The organism is Streptomyces sp. NPDC046727 (assembly GCF_040645635.1).
In the GTDB taxonomy this organism is placed as follows: domain Bacteria; phylum Actinomycetota; class Actinomycetes; order Streptomycetales; family Streptomycetaceae; genus Streptomyces.
The window spans coordinates 122,817-144,284 of sequence record NZ_JBEYYR010000013.1; the positions used below are offsets into that span (position 1 = coordinate 122,817).

Here is a 21,468-nt window from a genome sequence, read left to right on the forward strand (position 1 = left end):
GCGACCAGACCTTCGGACTCCACCAGTTCAACCTGAGTACTGGAACGGATCACCGCGCGGCGGGCGGAGCTGGATGATCTCGAAGAGCAGTTGGCCAAGCAGTTGGTGGAGGTGCGGGACGAGCTCGCCGTCGCCGAGGGGGTCCTTGAGCGGATGAGTGAACAGCTCGCCGACGAACGCGACTCTGCCGCGCCGGCGCCGGGGCAGGTGGGCGGACGTGCGGTGATGCTGGTCCCACACCGCACGCCGGACATGGAGGAGACCCTGCTCCCGCCGGACCACCAGCGCATTCTCGCCGTCGTGCGGCAGGCCGCCGGTCCGGTCATGGCCCGGCCGGTCGGCGACGCTCTGGGAATTGACATCAGCGTGCGGTCCAAGCTGGAGCCGCTGCGCGGGAAGCTGGTCAGCCCCGTCGACCGCGGTTGGCTGCCCAAACTGCCCGACGGCCGGTTCACCACTCGCCTGTGACCTGCTCCACCGCCTCGGGAAGTGCGGCGCGGGCGTAACCGGGGCGCCCCCGGCGGCCGTTGGAATTGTGTGACGAAAACCAAACAGCACGCCGAGGACACCCGCCCGCTTGTCTACCAGTGCCGCCTGCCGCTGACCACGCGGACCGTCAACACCTCGCCGATCTCCTTCGGCGCCATCTGAAAGCAATCCGGTCCAGGTGGCGGATCCTGCCGCCCGGACAGATCGCGGCGATCGTTCTGGCTGTGCTGCGCCACGACCAACGCCTGGCCGACATGGCCGACGGCAATGACGCGTCCGAGTCGACCGTCCGTCGCTGGCGCGACGAGCTGATCTGCCTGCTCGCCGCGCAGGCGCCGCGGCTGGACCGCGCCCTGAAGGAGGTCGCCAGGCAGGGCGGAGAGGCGGTCCTGATCGACGGCACCCTCATCGCCACCCAGCGCCGCACCGGGAAGGCCGACCGGCGGAACTACTCCGGCAAGCACCAGCGTCACGGCCTGCACCTCCTCGCCCTGACCGATGAAAAGGGCCGGCTGATCTGGATATCCGCAGCCCGGCCCGGCCGCACCCACGACAACACCGCCGCCCGCCAGGATCACGTCCTTGCCCGGAGGCTCAGTGCATCGCGGGCGGCTTCGTCGGCCGGCGAGATGCGTGCACCGGGCATGCCTCCGTACGCACCGGCCCAGCCGCGGAACTTGCCCCACGCGAATTCCTCGCGGCTCCGCCATGCGTGCTGACTTGGCCGATCACCGACGCCGGGGCGCGGATGAACGCGGCTGGATCCGCGGTACCGGGCCGCACCGGAGCGACTGTTCATGAAGCACGGCGCAAGGGCACGACGGCGCCCGGACCGGCGGAGCCGGCGCCGAACTTGTGACGGATGCGGTTCGTGGCCTGCTCCGGGAAGAGCCGGGACCAAGTACGGCGTCCACGCTGATCTGCTGGGCGCCCCGGCCGCCGCCGATGAGGTCCCCGCCCTTGAGGACCATCCCGGCCAAGCGGGCGCGTCGCAGGCCGGCGGCGTCCATCAACCGATCAGTCAAAGTCCGCGAACCCTCGTCCCGGCCGGCGTCGCCCGCGAACGTCAGAGCCCCAACGGCATCGGCCAGTCCAACACCACACACTGCGGCTCGGAGATACAAGCGGTTACGCCTTCCGCGGTGCTATCTGGCCGGAATCTCGCGTTCCGAGGCCCGCCGCAAAACCACTGGGACAGACGTGCAAAGATCCGGACAATGATGCGGGCGCTCCCCACACCTGTACCGAGCGCACCGCCTGATTCCGCATACCTCATGGAGTCATACGTGACCCAGTCCTCCCGGCGTGCACGCGCCCTGTCGCGTCTCGTCACCTCGGCGATCGGCGTCGCCCTGGTCGGCGCCACCGCCGGCACCGCCCTGGCCGACGCCCCTGCAACGAATAGTCCCGGGGAAAACATCGCCCGGAGCGCAGCCGCGGCCGGGCAGCACAAGCCCACCCCCGCCGCGCCGTTCTTCTTCCTCTCCGGGATCCTGCCGTCGGGCCAGATGTACGTCTACATGCCCGACGGGAAGGGCGGCTTCGATGCCCGGTCGGACGGCTACGTGTGGCCGCACTTCAGGTACGGGGTGTCGGTCGACCCCGATCTGACCGGCTACCAGGACGGCGCGTACCACGTCATGGACAACGGCACGCTGAATCTCTGGCGCAACGGACGCCTGAAGAAGGTGGCCACCGGCTGGGGTCAGTACAACGTCGTCTTCTCCCCCGGCACCCTGGGCGGCGCCAAGCACCCCGACCTGCTGGCCCGCGACAAGCAGGGCGTCCTCTGGCGCTTCCAGACCAAAGCGGACGGCTCGCTGGCACCGCGCGTCAAGGTCGGTCCCGGCTGGAACCAGTTCACCCAGATCACCGGCCAGGGCGACCTCACCGGCGACCGCAAGCCGGACATCGTCGCCCGCGACAAGCAGGGCGTCCTCTGGCTGTACAAGGGCACCGGCAATCTGGGGAAACCGTTCGCGTCCCGCGTCAAGGTGAGCTCCGGCTGGAACCAGTTCAACAAGCTGGTGTCCACGGGTGACGTCGACGGCGACGGCCACAGCGACCTGCTCGCCCGCGACCCCAAGGGCAACCTGTGGCTGCTCAAGGGAACGGGCAAGGCGGCCGCGCCCTTCAAGCCCCGAGTCAAGATCGGCACTGGCTTCAAGCCGTACCGCGACCTCTTCTGACGCCCCCACAGGGGCCTGACACAGACCCCGCCCGGATCCCCGAGCCTTTCTGTGGCTCCGGCAGTGTCGGTTGCGTGGGCGCAGCACACCAGCTGCAAACGGTGCACGCCAGAGCGGTCAGTGGGTCGGCCTGGCGGTGACGGGAGTCGGCGGCGCAGGGCCGCGTGGCCGCGAACGAGGGTGAACACGCCGATGGCGGTTCACCCTGCGTTCGTGCTCCGAGACCGCGACACCATCGCCGGCGCGGTGCCCTCGCAGAACCTGCCGACAGCCGTAGTACTCAGCGCGAGCGGCCTGGCCACTCGTCCCATCGAGGGTCACCGCACATACTCTGCCGGACACCATGGCCGTCGCCATCGGACTGGTCTTCGACGCTGATCACGTGCAGGGTCGGCGATGCGTGCGCCATGCCCCGAGCAGGGCACATATGATCTCCTTTCGGGCACTGGTCGGCCGGGTTCGGGATCGGGGATGCGGATGGGCCCTTCTTCCACAAACTGGCCCCGGTACGTCTCGCTCATGCCAGCCGCCATGATCGTCGGCGGGGCTCTGTGGAACCTCCTGTCGCCGCGTGCGTACTGGGGCGACTACCTGTTGGTCGCCGCTGTCACGGTGGCAGGAGCACTGCTCTCGCTCCGGCACACCATCGTGGCCGCAGTAGCCATCGTCCTGGTCGAGGCGGCGCTGCTGTTCCAGGGTGGCTATCTCGGCAATGCCGCCGTATCGGCAATCGAACTGGCCAACCTCGGGTTCACCGGGCTCATCGCCATCGGGGTGAACCGAGTTGTCGCTCGCCACGGGCGCCGTCTGCAGACGATGCGTTCCGTTGCGGAGGCCGCCCAGCGGGCCGTACTGCCCGCCCCACCGGCACGCGTCGGCCCACTGGCCGTCGCCGCGCTCTACAAGGCCGCGCATATCGAGGCCCTGATCGGCGGCGACGCCTACGCGGTGCAGGACACTCAGTACGGCACCAGGCTGCTGATCGCCGATGTGCGGGGCAAAGGCATGGGCGCGGTCGGTGTGGTGTCCGTACTGCTCGGCACGTTCCGGGCCATGGCAGACCAGGCCCCCGACCTAGCGGTGCTGGCCGGGCACCTGGAGCGCGCACTCGTCAGGGAGGGCTCACTACGCGAGGAGGAGATCCGGATGGAGGGATTCGTCACGGCGCTGCTCGGTGAGATCACCCCGGAGGCGGAGCACGTGCGGCTGCTGAGCTGCGGCCATCCCTCACCGTACCTCGTCCACGACGCCACCGTGCGCGCGCTGGATCCGAGCGAACCCGGGCTTCCACTGGGCATGAGCGGCCTGGGAGTGCCGCAGCCGGCGCCCGAGATCTGGCCCTTCCCGCCCGGCAGCACGCTTCTGCTGGTGACCGATGGTGTCACGGAGGCCCGGGACCGTTCCGGGACCTTCTACGACCCGGCCGCCCGGCTCAGCGGCCAGGGACCGTTCCGGCAGCCGGGCCAGGTGATCGACGCCCTGGTACACGACGTCGAGCAATGGACCGGCCGTCCACGCGACGACGACATGGCGATCCTGGCCATCACCCGGACCACCAGTCCACCGACCGGCCCCTGAACGCACGCCGTACACCATGATCACGAGCCGGACGTCCGGCGGGCCGGCGAAGTCGCCGCAGCCACTGGAGGCGCTCGGGACGCTCGGGGCGCACGACGCCCGGGTGGTGGAGCAGCCCGGGGCCGCGGCCGCACGCCCGAAGCCGCTACCAGAACGACAGACCCGCTCCAGCGGTGAGGACGGCGAAGACGGAGAGGGACAAGTAGGTCAACGGGCAGGCCGGACGGTGGGCGCCGGCCCGGGCACTGACGATGTTCTCCACGCCCGCGAGCACAGCGACGTGAAAGTGCCCCCGTTCGCGTACAGCGTGCCCGAGGGGCAGGAAGGTACGGGGCGAGGGACGGCGTACAAGTCCACCGGGTTACCTGCTGCAGCCGGGGCAGCCGCCCCGGTCGGCCGCGAAGAAGCCCGGCGGCGGCTCGACAGCCAGATCAGCGCGTGCAACCACTGCCGCCCGACAAGGATCCCAAAATCGCCGACCTACAGCGGCTGACACAGTGGGTGCCAAGGGTCGTACCGATACGTGTCCTGGCTCGCCGTCGGCGACGAACGACGTCAGGGATCGCTCCAACCGCTCCAGACACTGCGGCAGGTCACCGCAGGTCATCAGCCACCCTGTCGAGCCCGGCTTCGTCCAGGGAGGCCGCCCGCGTCCGGTGAGGCTTCCTCGGGCGAGCGTGCGAGCCGCGGCTTGATCGTCGTGGCCGCCTGGATGGACCTCACGGGCGGCCGGGGAAAACCGCGCCGTGGCTCGAAGAGCGGACGTCCAGGGGGACCGGCACCCTTGCCGCCCGAGGCCGACGTCCCAGCCGTGGGTGTCCGGGCCGGTGCCGTACCGGGTACGGCGCCGAGCGATCGCCTGCACGATGCGACGAGCCGGGACCGGAGCGCGGTGGACGCCGTGGCCGGCCATGGGTGGCCACGGGCGGCCTGAGCGCGGGAGGCGCCCACGCCCGCCCGGGACGGTGGCCCCGCGTCGCGCAGCTTGTCGCCGGTCATCGTCCGGCCTGCGGATCGACATGCTCAGCGGCGGCAACCACCAGACCGCCGCCTGCGAAGGCGTAATCTCCGGGCACGAAGCCGTCGACCACGGGGCATTCGCGGTCGACGAAGGCGGCGCCCACATGGTGCGTGATCGCAACAGGAGACGGCGCAGGCGGCAGCGGCTTCGTCCGCGGCCACGCCGCCGCGCTGTTTCCCGGCGGCCTGCAACAGCCCTCAGGATCCTCACCGGCGGCCACAAGGGCTGCGAAGGGGCCGCGCGGCCCAGCCGTGGACCGCTTGTGGAGGCGGTCCATGAGCAGACGAGGCCCTTGGGCAGAGGGACGGCCGGAAGGTCCTTCGCAGGTCACATGCCTACACAGCGGGCAGTGGGCAAAAGATCGCACAGTTTCCGACCGGTGCGACGAGGGCGAGAGCGTGCTCCATGAGGGCAGGCCCGCGGGCCGTTTCGTAGTCGTCGGGTCGACCTGGACGTAGACGTAAACGTAGCCCGTGATCCCCTCTTTTCCCAGCCGAACCGGACATTCGCCGGATGTCACTCGTCGAAGGGGTCCCGATCACGCCGACCGAGTTTCCGGCCGGCTCAGAAGGCGAGATTCTGGTGGTACGCCGACCGCGGAGCCTCGAACAAAAGCGGGCCGAAGCGCATCTCACGCTTCATAGAGCCCGCCCGGGCTCTCACCGCCCTCAGCGCGACGGGCACCGTCGCGACGTCCCGAAGGAGGCAAAGCGATGGAACTCCCGTCGTACTGTGCCCGCACACACGCGACAGCACCGCCACGGCTGCCCCGCCGGGCCCAGAACGCCAGAAGACTGAGCGCCGCTGCCGTGGCGGCCATGCTCCTGGCGGGTTGCGGTGCAGCCGCCCCCAAGGCGTCCCCCCACCCCAGCGGCCCCGCCGCGCCCTCCCGCTCCCCTGCGTCCATCGCCCCGGACCGCGCCGTACCCGCCGCGTGCACCAACAGCACGAAGCTGGCCGGGTGGTCGAACCGCCGGCTGGCCATGCTGACCATCGCCGTCCCGGTGTCGGAGGCCTCGGTGTCCGACGTCACCTCCGAGGTGAGCGCCGGTGCCGGCGGTGTACTGCTGTTCGGCAGCAAGGCACCGTCCGACCTCGGCTCCCGACTGACCGTCCTGAAGAGCCACGTACCGGGCCACCTCGGGCTGTTGGTGATGACCGACCAGGAAGGCGGCGGCATCCAGCGCATGGCGAACCTCGTCGGATCCCTGCCCTGGGCCGCATACATGGGCACGCACTGGACCCCGGCTCAGATCCAGCAGAACGTCACCAAGGTCGCGACCAAGATGTCCGCCGCCCAGGTCAACATGGACCTCGCACCGGTGGTCGACGTCGACGGCAGGAACGTGGCCCCCAGCAAGACCAACCCCGACGGATGGCGGTCCTTCAGCGGCAGCACCTCGGTGGTTTCCGCAGCCGGAGTCGCCTACATGAACGGGTTGCGCGCCGGAGGCGTGATACCCGTCGTCAAGCACTTCCCCGGCCTGGGCGGCTCCAGTTACAACTCCGACTTCGGTCCCGCCCGCACCCTGCCCTGGTCCACCCTGCAGAAGGTGGGCATCCCGCCGTTCACAGCGGCCATCAAGGCCGGTGCCCCTGCCATCATGGTCTCCAACAACATCGTGCCGGGACTGGGCACCAACCCGGCGAGCCTGTCACCCACCGTCATCAGCTCCGAGCTGCGCGGCAAGCTGGGCTTCAAGGGACTGGTGGTCACCGACTCACTCAGCGCCAAGGCGATCTCCGCCGCCGGCTTCAGCGTCCCCTCCGCCGCCGTCCAGGCCCTGCGCTCCGGCGCCGACATGGTCATGTTCGACCTGGGTAGCAACGTCAGCTCCCAGACCTCCGCCATCGCCACCGCGATCACCAACGCAGTGACCAGCAAGCACCTCGCCCGCAGCCGCCTCATCGACGCAGCCGGACACGTCCTGGCCGTCCGACACGTCAACCTCTGCTCCTGAGCACCGAACGACCCGGCCCACGGGCGGCCGGACCCACCCCAGCGACCACAGTTCATCCGACACGGTCCACGGCCGCCACTGGTGTTCCCACGAAGGGACGCGAGCAGGCGAGGAGGTGCGAGCAAGACAGGGCCTTCCGACGCGTCCCGAGAGCGCTGAACCGGCTCCGGGCCGCCTTGACGAACGAGTCGAGCGACGCCTGGATTCGGGCGCAGGTAGCCCTGCACGAACTCCACGACAGCCGCCGCGAGGTCTCGTTGATAGCACCTGACGCGGGTCGGCATGTCCATGAGATCTACCACGAAATTCGGCCCCACCAGGGCGGGCAGCAGAGGTAGATCCCGCCGACGACGCGGCGCAGGGCCATGGACGACGAGGATGAAGCACTCCCGGCCGCGGCGGGCGCGCCACATGCCCCGCACCACCCTCACCCCCGCCGGTACGGAACACGGAGAACATCGGCCCGGGGTCTGGACGGGGGTCACGAGCAGGGCGAAGTCTCTCTCCCCGGCATGTGACAGCGATGTACGGAACGTGTCACAGGGCTCGTACCGCCGGTTGCCGGTGGTTCTCCCAGAGCCCCGTCGGGTGGGATATTTGCCGGCCGGAGCGGCCCGCCCTCAGTGGGCCGCAGGGAGGGATCGGGGTGGACACCTTGACGCGTCAACAACACCGCACTGGCAACGGCAGAACCGCCGGAAACATCCAAGGACCGGGCAGAAACGGCTCAACGCGGCGCCGCCTGGCGGCGGTGACCGCCACGGCACTCGCCGTGGCCGCCCCACTGACCCTCGGTGCCGCAGCGGACGCGGGGGCGGCGGCGGACCATTCGATCGTCTTCGCCCGCTACACCGCGACAGCGCCCACCGAAGACCTCTACGCGATCTCCCCCACTGGCGGCACGCCCGTCGAACTCACCCACACCTCCACCGTCAGCGACGTGATGCCCAGCTGGTCCCCGGACGGCAAGCGGGTGGCCTTCGTACGCTACGGATCCGCCGGCGCCATCGACGGCGTCTGGACGATGAAGACCGCGGGAGGCGGTCTGAAAGCCGTCCCCGGCACCAAGGGCGCCTCCGACCCCGCATGGTCCCCCGACGGCAAACGCATCGCCTACGCCAAGCCGGTCGGTACCCAGCGCGAGATCTACGTGGCCGACATCGACGGCACCCCTGCCACCCGGCTCACCCACAGCGCGGCGGACGACCTCCATCCGACATGGTCCCCGGACGGCAAGTACCTGGCTTTCAACCGTGCGGACTCGGGCGGACACAGCAGGCTGATGCGGATCCGGCTGTCCACCCTGGCCCAGACGGCCATCACCGGGTCCGCCTCCCACGACTGGACGCCCGACTGGTCGCACGGCAACCGGATCGCCTTCAGCCGCGTGGACTCCACGGGCTTCGCCCACCTCTACACCGCCCGCCCCGACGGCACCGGCCTGCACCGCATCACAGCGGCCCGCCTCAACGACAAGAACCCCTCCTGGTCCCCGGACGGCACCCGCCTGGTGTTCACCCGAGGCGGCGCCGACGACGCGGACCCCGAACACCTCTACCTGGTACGAGCCGACGGCACCGCACCGACCCAGCTCACCAAGGCCGACTCCCACGACCTGGAGGCGGACTGGCGCCCATAGCGCAGGTGATCGCGGAGGCGTACCGCGAGGACATCCCCGACGACTGGCTGGAGGCCGCGCGCCGCTCGCCCGTCTACGCTCTCGCCAAGACCCACCGGGTGGCGCTTCCGCTCCACCCGGAGTACCGCACGATGCCGATGGTCTGGTACGCACCGCACCTGTCAGCGGAGGACATCGACAATCTCTTCGGCGCCATCGACACCCTGCGGATCCCCATCGAGTACCTCGCCGAACTCTTCACCGCCGACGCCCCCGAACCCGTCCGCCAGGCGCTACAGCGCCTCTCCGCCATGCGCTCGTACACGCGAGCCGTCAACCTCGGTGACCCGCCCGACGAACGCATCCCCGCCGCTGCGGGGATGCTCGGACGGACGTCGCCGAGCGTCACGCCGCGGTGGTCTGCCAGGCCGCCTCGGTCCTCTTGCAGCACCCCGACCAGACGGCCGGCCCGCTCCCGCGTCCCGCTGGTCGCCGAGGCCGTGACTTCGTCGTCGGCACCGTGTGGCGCTACCGGTACGACCAGTTCGGCTGGACGACCCGCTCCTCCGAACTCTACGAGGCGAGGCTGCTGCGCATCGGCAGCCCGCTCCGTCGTCCTTCCAGCTGCACACCGTCATCGCCATGCTGCTCTACGCCATCTGGCCGTTCACCTGGCTCGTGCCGGCCTTCACCGCGCCCGACGGCTGCCCGGAGCGGAGCCAGTCTCGTGGCCGGTCTTCGGCCGACCGGGCCGCTCACGGGCGTCCTGGGCGGGGGCACTGGCGAGTGGCTGCTGAACAAGGCTTTCGCCGGCGGTCCGACCCGGTGGCTGCTGTGCCCATGCGGCACCGCCGCGGGAGGCGGCCGCACTGGAGCAGATGGCCCGCTGCCACCCGGAGATCCGCTCCTGCGGCCGTACGGCGCCCTGCACGGGCCTCGACACCCGCAGGACCCGTTCGGCCTCGCCCCGCTACCCATCCCTGTAGCCCCTACGAGGGCTCCGCCCTGGACGGCCGACCGACCGCCGCGTGAGCCGCTCCAGGCCCAGCCGGACGCAGGTCGGCGGGCGCGGCTGTGGCTTGTGGCTTGTGGCTTGTGGCTTGTGCAGCAGCGAGGGGACCGGGATCCGTGGCCCCTTCACGGCATATCTTCGCTGTACTCCGATTTAATCGCTACTGTTCCGTTATGGGCTGCGCGTCCGCCTGGGGGTGCCGATGACGTCACCGCAGAGGGGCAGGCGGGAAGCAGTGCGGCGCCTGATGGATCGGATCGTGCTCGACACCGCCGAGCAGACGGGAGCGCACGCGGCCGGGTTGTGGCTGCTCGCTCCCGGCGAGAACCTCCTGGTTCTTGAATGCATGGTCGGCATGCCGTTGGAGTTCGCCGCGCCGTGGCACCGGATCGCCCTGACGCATTCAGTACCCGTGACCGACGCGGTGACCGGCCGAGTCGTCGTCCATGTGGACAGCCAGCAGCAGCTGGCCCGCCACTACCCGCGAGCCGCCCTGGTCCTGCCCTACGACTTCGCGCTTGCCGCAGCGCCGCTGGTGTACGGGGAGGAAGTGCTGGGCGCGGTGCTCCTGACGTGGCCCGCCTCCCGGCAACGACCGCTGACGTCGCCTGTCCAGGACCGGCTGGAAGCGGGGTGCGCGTTGCTCGCGACAGCCCTGTACTGCGCCCGCGGCGGATCTGTGCCTCTCAGCCCCTCAGACAGGCCCCGCGCCCTTGTGGCCCGGTCGGCTGCGACGGCCTCGGGAGATCCGGCTGCTGCAGCCTCCTTCTCGCACCGGCTGCCCGAAGGCTGCGTCTGCCTGGACCTGCAGGGACGCATCGTCCATCTGAATCCTGTGGCAGCCGATCTTCTGGGTGGCACACCGTCCGCGCTGATGGGAACCCTGCCGTGGGAGTCCGTGCCCTGGCTCGACGACCCCGTCTACGAGAACCGCTACCGCACAGCAGTGATCAGCAGGCACCACACGATCTTCAGCGCCCGCCACCCCGACGGGCAGTGGCTCGACTTCCACCTGTACCCGGACGACACCGGCATCAGTGTCCGCATCACCCGCGCCGAACCCGCAGATACCCTCCGGCCGCCGCGAGTATCGCCGGCAGCCGCAGGGACCCGGGTCGGCTCGCTGTATCACCTCATGCACCTCGCGGGCGCGCTCACCGAGGCGGTCAGCGTCAAGGACGTGGTGCGCCTGGTCTCGGACACGGTGGTACCCGCCTTCGACGCTCAGGCGCTGGTGATACTCACCGCCGAAGGCGGACGGCTACGCATCGTGGGCTACCACGGTTACCCGGCCGAGATCATGCAGTGCTTCGACGGCACTCCGCTCACGTCCCCCACACCTGGCGTGGCCGCTCTGACGAAGGGCACGCCCGGCTTCTTCGCCAACCGTGAGGAACTGGAGGCCGCCTACCCGGCGCGCGCAGGCCGTCAGGACGGGAAGGCAGCCTGGGCCTTCCTGCCCTTGATCGCGTCCGGACGGCCCGTCGGTACCTGCGTCCTTGCCTACAACCGCCCGCACATCTTCCCGGCCGAGGAACGCGCGGCTCTGACCTCGCTGAGCGGGCTGATCGCCCAGGCCCTCGACCGGGCACGCCTCTACGACGCCGAGCACGCTGTCGCACAGGCCTTGCAGCAGAGTCTGCTCCCGCGCGCCCTGCCCGCCCAGCCGGGACTCCAGGTGGCTGCCCGCTACCTGCCGTCCAGTCACGGTATGGACATCGGCGGCGACTTCTACGACCTGATCCGTCTCGACGACGACACCGTGGCCGCCGTGATCGGCGACGTCCAGGGCCACAGCGTGACGGCCGCCGCGCTCATGGGGCAGGTCCGTACCGCCATCCGGGCCCACACGACGGCCGGCGCCGTACCACACGAGGTCCTGGCCCACACCAACCGTCTGCTCACCGACCTCGACACCGGCCTGTTCACCAGCTGCCTGTACGTGCGTATCGACCTGACCACGCACACGGCCTGCCTGGCCAACGCCGGCCACCTGCCTCCTCTGCTCACCGCACCCGACGGCACGACCGTCACCCTCGAGCTTGAATCCGGTCTCCTGCTCGGCATCGACCCGGAAGCCGCCTACACCGACCGCGAGGTCGTCCTGCCTCCGGAGTCGGTGCTCACCCTCTACACGGACGGCCTGGTGGAACGCGTGGGATCCGACCTCTCCACAGGTATCCGAGCCCTCAGCGACTCCCTGAGCACCTACCACCAGCACGCTCTCGACAGCGCCGTACGCCTGATCACGCAGAAGCTCACCGTTGAGACCGAGCGCACTGACGACATCGCCCTGCTCCTTCTCCGGCCGTGCCGGCGCCAGGAGGCAACGGGTGCGGGCCGCGGAGAGCCGGGTACCGGCAACGACTCCGCCTCGTGATGCCGCCCGGGCGCCGTGGCGGCGAAACCGCGGGAACCTGGCCAGAGGACCGCCAACACCAGCCACGGTGTTCGTGCGCCGATCGGTGATGCGCGCGGCAAGGGCCCCGCGGCGACACTGGTGGCCGCCTTCACTCGGGGCGGCATCCGGCATGCATGGCGCCCTTGACTACGTGCTCACCAGCACGGACGCACATGCTGGCAAGGGTGAGGCCCACGACGCGGCGGCGGTTTCCGTGCAGACGTTGTGACTCCGCCGCTGCAAGCCGATCCTTGAAGTGAAGCACGCGGGCCTGCGTCGCCGGCCGTAGCGACAGCGAGGACGGACATGTGGTGACCACATCAGCAAATGTCCCCGGGCCGGGCGATCGGGGCGACCCGCTGAGTATGGCGCGCGCGGCCGTCGTCACGCTGGACGGCCGGAAACGGGTGACCGGCTGGAGCCCGGAGGCCGAACGGCTACTCGGCTACCACGCCAGCGAAGTGCTCGGCAAACCAATCTGCACGTTGTGGGGGCAGACGGAGGAAGGAGCGGGCGACGACTGGCCCAGCCCGGACCAGGCCTGCGGCACGCGTGGCAGCATGCTGTTCCGTCACCGGTCCGGCCACTCGCTTCGGACGGCCACATCGTTGTACCGGCTCCCGGTCACAGCGGCGGGCACGGTGTTCCTTCTCCTGATGGCGGAAGCGGAGGAACATGCCGAGTGGCAGCTGCGGCAGGCCATGCTGAACGGCCTGTCCGCCGAGTCCCCCGTGGCGCTGACGATCTACGGACCCGATCTGCGGGTGGCGTGGGCCAACGCCGCGGCACGGCAGGAACTACCGGGGGAGTTCAACCGGTACGTGGGGTGCAGCGAAGCCGAACTGTATCCGGGAAGCGAGGTGCTCTCCGCCGGCCATCCGTCCTCCGTGACACAGCTGATGAGCGAGGTGCTTGCCACCGGGCGGACCATCGTCGATCTCCGGTACCGAGGACGCACCCTCGCGGATCCGGACCGCGAACACGTTTGGTCGCTGTCTTACTACCGACTGCAAGACGAGGCCGGCCGGACGCTGGGGGTGTGTGAGGAATCGGTCGATGTCACGGACCTGTACCGAGCGCAGCACAGACTGGCGCTGCTGAACGAGGCCGGCGTCCGGATCGGCAGCACCCTGGACCTCAGCCACACGGTGGAGGAACTAGCCAGTGTGCTGGTGCCCGAAGTCGCCGACTTCACCGCCGTCGACCTGCTCGGTGCCGTACTGGACGGCCGGGAACCCGATGTCCGCTCTGCCGGCAGAACGGGCGACATGCGCCGGGCCATCCACCGCTCCGTCCGCGAGGATCTGCCCGAAGCCGTCATCGCGCCTGGCCACACGGTCGATTACCCGCGGAAATCCCCCCAGTGGCAGTGTCTGACAAGCGGGCATCCCGTACTGAACGCCGTGCTGAAGCCGTCCGTCCCGTGGCTGGCGGAGGACGGCGAGCGCAGTAAGCGCCTGCGAGTGCTGGGCATCCACTCCCACATGGTGGTTCCGCTGCGCGCGCGAGGCGTGACCGTGGGGGTGGCGACCCTGCTGCGGTGGCGCAATCCCGAGCCTTTCACCCCCGAGGACCTGCTTCTGGTCGAAGAACTCGCCGCCCGGGCCGCAGTGTGCATCGACAATGCACGCCGGTTCACCAGGGAGCACCACTCCGCGCTCATGCTGCAGCGCAGTCTGCTGCCGCACGCGCTGCCCGCCCGTGCCGCCGTCGAAGCCGGCTACCGTTACCTGCCCGCCGACACGGAGGCCGGGGTGGGCGGTGACTGGTTCGACGTGCTGCCTCTCTCCTGCGCCCGGGTGGGGCTGGTCGTCGGGGACGTGATCGGTCACGGCCTGCGCGCCGCGGCCACGATGGGCCGGCTGCGCACAGCCGTCCACACACTGGCCGACCTGGACCTGCCGCCCGACGAACTGCTGGCCCACCTCGACGACCTGGTCCGACGCCTGGCCGAGGAGGCCGAAACAGCGCACCCCTTCGGCGTGGAAGGCGTACTCGGCGCCACCTGCCTGTACGGCGTCTATGATCCGGTCACGCGCCGTGCGACGTTCGCCAGCGCCGGGCATCCCCCACCAGCCCTGGCCCATCGGGACAAGCCGGTGGAGTTCTGCGACATCGCGACCGGCCCCCCGCTCGGGGTGGGTGGCATGCCCTTCGAATCGGTCGAGATCGACATCCCGGACGACTGTGTCCTGGCCCTGTACACCGATGGTCTGATCATGGCCTCCGAAGGTGATGCGGAGACCGGCCTCGCCCGGCTGAGCTTCGCGCTCGCCCATCCGGACCGCCCCCTGGAGGAGATCTGCGGCACGATGGAGCGCATCCTGCTGCCCGATCGCCCCCCGGATGATGTCGCCTTCCTGGTGGCCCGTCCTCGCCCGCTGCCCCCCGACAGCGTCGCCTCCTGGGACCTGGCCTTCGAGCCGGAGGCAGCGGGGCAGGCCCGATCACTGACCAGTGGGTGCCTCGCGCAGTGGCGGCTTGAGGATCTCGCCTTCTCCGCGGAACTGATCGTCAGTGAACTGGTCACCAATGCGATCCGGCATGCCCGCGATCCCGTCTCGCTGCGGCTGATCAGGACCGAGAACCGGCTCATCTGCGCCGTCTCGGACGGCAGCAGTACCTCTCCGCATCTGAGACGGGCGAAGCTCGGCGAGGAAGGAGGAAGAGGTCTCTTCCTGGTGGCGCAGTTCGCCATGCGCTGGGGCACCCGCCACTTCGCGGACGGCAAGACGATCTGGGCGGAATTGCCTGCCCCAGCGGCGCAAACAGGTGAGTTCTCTCTGTGAGGCACGCCGAGAGCGGCAAAAGGCTCGTTGGGTGACGGCCATGGCGTGGGCTGCGACGGTGCTGTCGATCGATCACGGCCACCGAGTCGGTCCGCCGTTCTCCTGCTCGTCACCCCGGTCGCCAGGAAGAACCGGCGGTCCGCCGGTATCCGGTGCGATCCGCGCCGCCATCTCGGCTAGCCGCCTGCAGGTTTCCTCGATCTTCTTCTGGGTTTCGTTCCGTTCGGTGATGACCGCGGCGAGGAGCAGCGCGGTGATCGCGGCGGCGCCGTTGAACGCCTGCAGCCCGATCATCTTGGTGACCAGGGTGTGACCGGCGAACGGGCCTGTCCCGCGGGTGGCGGCGAGGATCGCGCTGGTGGATACGGCCAGCGCGCAGGGTGCGGCTCCCGCGAGTTGGAAGCGGAAGGCGGCCCAGGTCAGCAACGGGAAGCCAAGGAAGGCCAGCGGGGCGGGGGCGTTTTCGAGGAAGCCGACGCCGATGGTGGCCGCGACGAGCAGTGTTCCCTCCCGCCATCGGGAGGGTGGCGCGTGCTTCGGCCAGTGCGCCGAGCGGAGGACGAGCAGCACCGGGGTGACCACCAGGACGCCCATGGCGTCGCCGGTCCACCAGACCCACCACGTGGGCCAGAACCCGCCGGCGGGCAGCGCGTGGGCCAGGAGCAGGGTGCCGCTGCCCACGGTCGCGCTGATGAGCATGCCGGTGAGCCCGCCGAGGAAGACCAGCGCGAGCGCGTCCCGGAAGCGGTTGATCCGGGTGCGGAACCCGACGCGGTGAAGAAGCTCGTAGGAGCACAGGGGTGCGAGTGTGTTGCCCGTCGTGATCGCGAGTACGGCGAGGACCGACGGCCCGGGTGAGAGATTGACCAGGAAGGCGCCGAGCGCGATGCCGGGCCAGATCCGCAGGCCGAACAGCAGCAGGCCGGCCAGCGCGATGCCGGTCGGTGGCCACAGCGGGGTGACCTGGCCGCGCACGAGCTGCTGGATCAGTCCGAACTTCCCCGAGACGTAGTACAGCGCGGCGACGGCACCTATCTGCAGGGCCGTCATGCCACCGCGCCGGAGCCTGTCACGGTGAGCCGGAGTCATCGGAAAGTCGTCCGGTCCGCGTTGGCCGGTCGGTCCCCGTGCGCTGACCTCGCCGGATCCACCACACCTCTGCTCATCTGTGTGACCTTTCGCGATCTTCCCTGCCAGGATTGCTTCGGGTGACCGCTCGGGAGGGGTGACACGCTCTGACGGTCCCTCTTCAGCCCTGCCTCCGAGGGTTGTCGGACGCTTCAGCGCGGGGTGCGCAGGGCGAGGATGGCCATGTCGTCGTGCCCGTCGCTGGGATGGTGGTCGGCAAGGGCCTGTACCAGGTCCTGCAGGGGCAGGGCGGCGTGCGAGGCGGCGAGGGCGGCGAGGTCGTTCAGGGACTCGTCGATGGAGCGGTCCGGGTGCTCGATGAGGCCGTCGGTGAAGAAGACCACGGTGGTGTCCCGGGGCAGGGGGTGAGTGTGGTCAGGACGGTGTTGCGCGCTGTTGACGTTCAGTGGCAGTCCGGGCTCGGCGAACAGATATTCCGCCCGGCCGCCGGGCAGGATCAGCAGCGGCGGGACGTGGCCCGCGGTGCTCCAGTGCAGCCTCCAGGCGGTGCCGACGGGTTCGACGCGCGCCAGGCTGGTGGTGGTGACGGGGCCGTCAGCGATGGCCTCCAGGGTCCGATCGAGCTGGGCGAGGACCGCGCTGGGCGGAGTACGCAGGGCGAACAGCAGTGCGCGCAGCATGTTGCGAGTGGAGGCCATGGCGGCCGCGGCGTGAAGGTCGTGGCCGACCACGTCGCCGATGACAACCGCCACCGCGCCGTCGGGCAGCAGGATGGCGTCGTACCAGTCGCCGCCGACATGGTGGGGTTCGGCGGCGGGCCGGTAGATGGCGGCGGCGCCGAAAGGCCGCATGTCCGGCAGCGTCGGCAACAGAAGCCGTTGGAACTGCTCGGACCCGGCCCGCACCTGTTCGAGCAGCCGGACGTTTTCGATCGCGATGCCGGCGGCGCTGGCGAGAGCGACGACGACGTTCTCGTCGTGCACGTCGAACGGCCGTCCGTCGCGTCGCTCGGAGAGGTAAAGGTCCCCGTAGATCTCGCCGCGGACGCTGATCGCGACGCCGAGCAGGGTGCGCATGCGCGGGTGACCGGCCGGGAACCCGACAGAGGCGGGGTGGGAGGGGATGTGCTCCACCCGCAGGGGTTCGGGGTGACCGATGAGGTGTCCGAGTACGCCCAGGCCGCGAGGAAACCCCACCTCGGCCAGGGCCGCGTGTTCCTGCTCGGACAGACCCGCGACGATGAACTGCTTCAGATACTCGCCGGACTCGTCCAGAACCCCCAGTGCCCCGTAACGGGCGCCGACCAGGTGCATGGCGGTGGTCACGATGCGACGCAGCACCGCGGGCAGCTCCACCTCCCTGGTGATGGTCACCACCGCGTCCAGCAGGCTCTGAACCCGGTCCTTGGCGGCAGTCAGGGCGCGCAACTGCTCGTCGATCCGACCCAGCTCGGCGTCCAGACGTGCCAGCAGGTCAGGACGGTGCGACTGCTCCGCCGCCTTGCCCTCCTTGCCGCCCGCCATCACGATCGCCTGGCAGACCGGTACTCGTTCTCGGCCGCCTTCTGCGGGCAGAAGACGGTGATGCCTGAGTGGGCGCCTTTCTCCTTCTTGTCCGGGTTCGGATACCCCAACGAGCCGACGTCGCAGTACGACGGCCCGCCATGTCCGCTTTCCACGACCCGGCGGAGCCCCTCGTGCATCCACTCGCGCGGTCTGTGCACCCACAGTCTCCTGACCCGAGCGTGATCAACCAACAGGATGATCTAGCCAAATGACCTCATCCATACATTAGGCTAAAAGTCGCATTTCAGACATCGGTCACACGAGGGGGCTTTCCGCCGTGCGGCGCACCAGCTGACCGCTCAGCTCGGTCCCGCGCGGCCTGAGCGGTGGCTGCGCGGGGTGGTCCGCCGTCGCCCTCGATGACCGCGCCGCACCGGGAACCAGAGCCGTGGGTCAGGACGGGGGCTGGAGAACGCTGTCGATGACGTAGATGGTGGCGTTCGCGCACGTCGAGCAGGGAAAAGAGGAGAAGTCCTCCGGGGCGCAGGGATCCGGGCAGCGGCGTTCGGGGAGCGTGACACACACCCTTGGCCTGACCGCGGCCGGAACCGGTCGTGTCGGGTTCGTCGACGCCGACGACATCGCCACCGTCGCCGTACACGCCCTGACCGACGACCGCGCGCCTGACACCGACCTCATCCTGACCGGACCGCAGACGCTCGGCTACGACGACGTCGCCACCGTCGTCACGGAGGTCACCGGCCGTCCCGTGGTCCACCGCGCTGTGACGTACGAGGAAATGCGTGACCGCCTGGCCGCACAGATGCCGCTGGAGTTCGCCGCGATGCTGGCCGGCATGGACCGCGCCATCTCCGCAGGTGCCGAGGACCGCACCACCGACACCGTGCAGCGTCTCACTGGCCGCCCGCCGCACAGCTTTCGGGAGGTCGCCGAACGCGAGCTGAAACGGGTCGGCTGACACTGCGCTCGGCGCCCGCTGTGCGTTCGTGTGCGCACCGCGCCTCCACGTCGGCGCCGCCCCTGGAGAGGCGCGCTTGCCAAGTGCGTCGAGCTGGAGTCAAGTTCCTGTCCGAGCGTCGAGCGACGGGCGCATGGTCGACCGCACCGTCCGCGTAGCGCCGCTGGCCAGAAAATCCATCGGAGGAAGAACGAGATGACGTACGACGGTGCCAAGGATCTGCGCGTGGCGATCGACGCGGGGGCGGCATCGGTGACCGGTCCTGCCGGCATCCCAGCGGTAGTCGTTCGTCTGAGTTGGCCGACGGGGGATTTCGCCGGCCGACAGGATGCCGGCTCCGGCCGGAAACGTGTGGCCCGGCCCGGTGAACCTTCCGCGCTCGGCCCGCGTCTTCCCGCGCGACCGCCACCACGCGCCCAGGAGAACAGACCGTGACCGACAGGGACGTTGAGCAGACTGACGAGCGGGGCCACGACCCGGGGCCCTGGTGGGCGAGCCTGGGGACGTGGGGGGCTCTTGCACTGATCGTCTTCGGAGGTCTCGCGGCAGCGTGGGTCTTTTTCCGGCTGCCCGGCACCCCACAGGAGCAGGCGTCCGGCTACTACCAGGCCGCTAGGGCCATCGCCGTCGGCCTGGTGGTCGCTGGAGGCACCTTGCTGAGCCGCCGTCGCGCCCGGACCCCAGCCGCCGAGGAGACGAACGAGCCGGAACGCGCCTGAGGCCGCGCTTGTCCGGCGCGGTGTTCGCTCCGGCTCAAGCAACCCTCGCGCGCCGGTCGGTCTTACCGGATGCCGGGGTCGGGGCAGTGTCCTTGCCGGACGCCGGCGTATGGGCAGAGGACGATGTGCCGAGTACCCGGGTGAAGGTGGAGATGACGAATCTGAACACCGTGGTGACGTGGGTTGACGCACGCGAGCGGCTGCCTCGGAGCGGTACACCGGTGGCAGCCGCGATCACGGGCCGGTATCCAGCTGACAGCGCCACCGGGTCCGAGGCCGATACGGCGTCGGGTGAGGAATTCTGGCTCGTGAGGCCGATGGTCTTCACGACTCTGCACTGGAGTGAGGACGGGGCCGAGCACAGGGACTGCTTCGTCGATTCCGACGGTGTTGTCCGTTTGCCTCACGGCCTTGCCAGTGCTGAAACCGTGACTCACTGGGCTGAGCTGCCCACCCTGCCAGGCGGGATGACGCAGCTGGTTCTCGGGGACGGCGTGCAGTCAGCTCTCCGGAACGCGTGGGACGCTCACCCCATCACCTGACCCACAGCGGACACCCTGAGCAAGCGCGTCGCTCTCCCGATGGGCCCGGGCCGTGGCCATCAGGCCGTCCAATGCGGCACGGGTCCGCACGAGCTCGTCGATGTGCTCGGAGAGCCGGTTGCGCTCCTGCGCCATCCGCTCAAGAGCGGCATCGTAGTTGCCCTCACTGGGCGTGTCGACGCAGGGCAGCAGCTCGGAAATCGTACGACTGGACAAGCCCGCCGCGTACAGGCGCTGGATGAATCGCACCCGCTCCACCTCGGCATCCGTGTAATGCCGCTGCCCACTGGCGCTACGACTACTGGTCAGCAGCCCCTGCTCCTCGTAGTAGCGCAGCGACCGGACGCTGACGCCGGTACGCGCCGCGAGCTCGCCGATCCGCACGACTGCCTCCCATGGTGAACCACACCACACCGCTTGCCTCTGACATCCATGTCAGGTTTTAGCGTAGCGCTGTGCCCGGCATCCGGGCACGCGATACGGACGGAGGAGCCCGACGTGACGACGTTGTTCAGCAGCTACCGACTCGGCGACCTGACCCTGCCCAACCGGATGGTGATGGCCCCGATGAGCCGCGTCAGGGCCACGGCCGACGGCCTCGCCACACCATCCATGGCTACCTACTACGCGCAACGCGCGACGGCCGGACTGATCGTGTCCGAGGGTGTCCAGCCCAGCCTCATCGGGCAGTCCAACCCGGGCACGCCCGGACTGCACACCGATGAGCAGGCCACCTCATGGCGTGCCGTGACCGACGCCGTACACATCAACGGCGGGCGGATCTTCGCCCAGATCATGCACGGCGGCCGGGTCTCGCACCCCGACACGACCGGCCACCAGCCCGTCGGCCCCTCGGCGATCGCCGCAGTGGGTGACGTCTTCACCCCGACCGGCCCGCAACCCGCACCCATGCCCCGCGCACTGGACACCACCGAGGTGCCCCAGCACGCCCACGCGTACGCCGAGGCGGCTCGCCGTGCCATCGAGGCCGGCTTCGACGGAGTCGAACTCCATGGTGCCAACGGTTACTTGATCTCCCAGTTCCTCTCCTCCAACGCCAACCGGCGCACGGACCGCTACGGCGGCACGATCGCGGGCCGGATCCGGTTCGCCGTGGAGGCCGTGGCCGCGACGGTGGACGCCATCGGCGCGGCCAGGACGGGCATCCGCCTCTCCCCAGGGGGCGGCTTCTGGGGCGTCGAGGAGACCGACGCGCTCGCCCTCAACACCGCGCTGCTGACCGAACTGGCCCGGCTCCAACTCGCCTACGTCCACCTGGAGGTGACAACGGACGAGGAGGTGCTCGTGGGGCTGCGCCGCGCCTGGCCCGGCACTCTGATCGTCAATCCGGTCCTCCCGATGGGCCCCAAGCAGACCGGCCGCGCGGAAGCCGACCACTGGCTGGGCCTCGGCGCCGAGCTCATCAGCTTCGGCCGCGGCTTCCTGGCCAACCCCGACCTCGTCGAACGCCTCCGCACCGGCCTGCCGATCGCCCCCGTCGACGAGGCCACGTACTACCAGGGCGGCGACACCGGCTACCTCACCTACCCGGCGTACCAGCACACGGCATGACGCC

16 protein-coding genes and 3 pseudogenes are annotated in these 21,468 nt (G+C 69.8%); 15 read left to right on the forward strand and 4 right to left on the reverse strand.

What is annotated here, in order from left to right; all coding sequences use genetic code 11:
- Positions 1-90 precede the first annotated feature (90 nt).
- From ABZ937_RS18615 to ABZ937_RS18630, 4 genes are all read left to right on the forward strand, one after another.
- A complete protein-coding gene (locus ABZ937_RS18615) occupies positions 91-468 on the forward strand; it encodes a hypothetical protein (RefSeq protein WP_361693068.1) in 378 nt (125 codons plus the stop codon).
- Positions 469-713: 245 nt separating this feature from the next.
- Positions 714-1,208, forward strand: a complete 495-nt coding sequence (locus ABZ937_RS18620; RefSeq protein WP_361693070.1) for a transposase family protein — start codon at positions 714-716, stop codon at positions 1,206-1,208.
- 567 nt (positions 1,209-1,775) lie between these two features.
- Entirely contained in the window at positions 1,776-2,678 is a 903-nt protein-coding gene (locus ABZ937_RS18625) for a VCBS repeat-containing protein (protein ID WP_361693072.1), read from the forward strand.
- A gap of 519 nt (positions 2,679-3,197) precedes the next feature.
- Positions 3,198-4,256, forward strand: a complete 1,059-nt coding sequence (locus ABZ937_RS18630; RefSeq protein WP_361693074.1) for a PP2C family protein-serine/threonine phosphatase — start codon at positions 3,198-3,200, stop codon at positions 4,254-4,256.
- Between the two features lie 995 nt (positions 4,257-5,251).
- On the opposite strand, the gene ABZ937_RS18635 is transcribed toward ABZ937_RS18630, so the two are convergent.
- On the reverse strand, positions 5,252-5,380 hold the full coding sequence (locus ABZ937_RS18635; RefSeq protein WP_361693076.1) for a hypothetical protein: 129 nt from the start codon (positions 5,378-5,380) through the stop codon (positions 5,252-5,254).
- Positions 5,381-5,990: 610 nt separating this feature from the next.
- Between ABZ937_RS18635 and ABZ937_RS18640 the strand changes: the two genes are divergently transcribed.
- The 7 genes and pseudogenes from ABZ937_RS18640 to ABZ937_RS18670 all read left to right on the forward strand — a co-directional run bounded on the left by ABZ937_RS18640 (position 5,991) and on the right by ABZ937_RS18670 (position 15,058).
- Positions 5,991-7,238 carry a glycoside hydrolase family 3 N-terminal domain-containing protein gene (locus ABZ937_RS18640; RefSeq protein ID WP_361693078.1) on the forward strand — a complete coding sequence of 416 codons (1,248 nt, stop codon included), beginning with the start codon at positions 5,991-5,993 and terminating at the stop codon, positions 7,236-7,238.
- A 751-nt stretch (positions 7,239-7,989) separates the two neighbouring features.
- Positions 7,990-8,877: a hypothetical protein gene (locus tag ABZ937_RS18645; protein ID WP_361693080.1), complete on the forward strand. Its 888-nt coding sequence runs from the start codon at positions 7,990-7,992 to the stop codon at positions 8,875-8,877.
- 32 nt (positions 8,878-8,909) lie between these two features.
- A pseudogene (narY, locus tag ABZ937_RS18650) lies at positions 8,910-9,239 on the forward strand (nitrate reductase subunit beta); the annotation flags it as partial.
- Between the two features lie 137 nt (positions 9,240-9,376).
- Positions 9,377-9,466: pseudogene (locus ABZ937_RS18655) on the forward strand (respiratory nitrate reductase subunit gamma); the annotation flags it as partial.
- A gap of 14 nt (positions 9,467-9,480) precedes the next feature.
- Positions 9,481-9,888, forward strand: a complete 408-nt coding sequence (locus ABZ937_RS18660) for a hypothetical protein (protein WP_361693221.1) — start codon at positions 9,481-9,483, stop codon at positions 9,886-9,888.
- Between the two features lie 227 nt (positions 9,889-10,115).
- Positions 10,116-12,248, forward strand: coding sequence for a SpoIIE family protein phosphatase (locus ABZ937_RS18665; RefSeq protein ID WP_361693082.1), 2,133 nt, complete (start codon positions 10,116-10,118; stop codon positions 12,246-12,248).
- A 386-nt stretch (positions 12,249-12,634) separates the two neighbouring features.
- Entirely contained in the window at positions 12,635-15,058 is a 2,424-nt protein-coding gene (locus ABZ937_RS18670) for a SpoIIE family protein phosphatase (RefSeq protein WP_361693084.1), read from the forward strand.
- Positions 15,059-15,130: 72 nt separating this feature from the next.
- Here ABZ937_RS18670 and ABZ937_RS18675 read toward each other — a convergent pair whose 3' ends face one another.
- Positions 15,131-16,108 carry an MASE1 domain-containing protein gene (locus tag ABZ937_RS18675; protein ID WP_361693086.1) on the reverse strand — a complete coding sequence of 326 codons (978 nt, stop codon included), beginning with the start codon at positions 16,106-16,108 and terminating at the stop codon, positions 15,131-15,133.
- 230 nt (positions 16,109-16,338) lie between these two features.
- The gene (locus tag ABZ937_RS18680) at positions 16,339-17,670 is read right to left on the reverse strand and encodes a GAF domain-containing SpoIIE family protein phosphatase (protein ID WP_361693088.1); all 1,332 of its coding nucleotides are present in this window, start codon (positions 17,668-17,670) and stop codon (positions 16,339-16,341) included.
- A 577-nt stretch (positions 17,671-18,247) separates the two neighbouring features.
- On the opposite strand from ABZ937_RS18680, the pseudogene ABZ937_RS18685 reads away from it, so the two are divergent.
- The 3 genes and pseudogenes from ABZ937_RS18685 to ABZ937_RS18695 form a co-directional block, all read left to right on the forward strand.
- A pseudogene (locus ABZ937_RS18685) lies at positions 18,248-18,631 on the forward strand (ergot alkaloid biosynthesis protein); the annotation flags it as partial.
- Positions 18,632-19,062: 431 nt separating this feature from the next.
- The gene (locus ABZ937_RS18690; protein WP_361693090.1) at positions 19,063-19,350 is read left to right on the forward strand and encodes a hypothetical protein; all 288 of its coding nucleotides are present in this window, start codon (positions 19,063-19,065) and stop codon (positions 19,348-19,350) included.
- Positions 19,351-19,502: 152 nt separating this feature from the next.
- The gene (locus tag ABZ937_RS18695) at positions 19,503-19,892 is read left to right on the forward strand and encodes an AQJ64_40280 family protein (protein WP_361693092.1); all 390 of its coding nucleotides are present in this window, start codon (positions 19,503-19,505) and stop codon (positions 19,890-19,892) included.
- On the opposite strand, the gene ABZ937_RS18700 is transcribed toward ABZ937_RS18695, so the two are convergent.
- Entirely contained in the window at positions 19,851-20,276 is a 426-nt protein-coding gene (locus ABZ937_RS18700; RefSeq protein WP_361693094.1) for a MerR family transcriptional regulator, read from the reverse strand. The genes ABZ937_RS18695 and ABZ937_RS18700 overlap by 42 nt on opposite strands.
- A gap of 114 nt (positions 20,277-20,390) precedes the next feature.
- Between ABZ937_RS18700 and ABZ937_RS18705 the strand changes: the two genes are divergently transcribed.
- A complete protein-coding gene (locus tag ABZ937_RS18705; RefSeq protein WP_361693096.1) occupies positions 20,391-21,464 on the forward strand; it encodes an alkene reductase in 1,074 nt (357 codons plus the stop codon).
- The last annotated feature ends 4 nt before the right edge of the window (positions 21,465-21,468 follow it).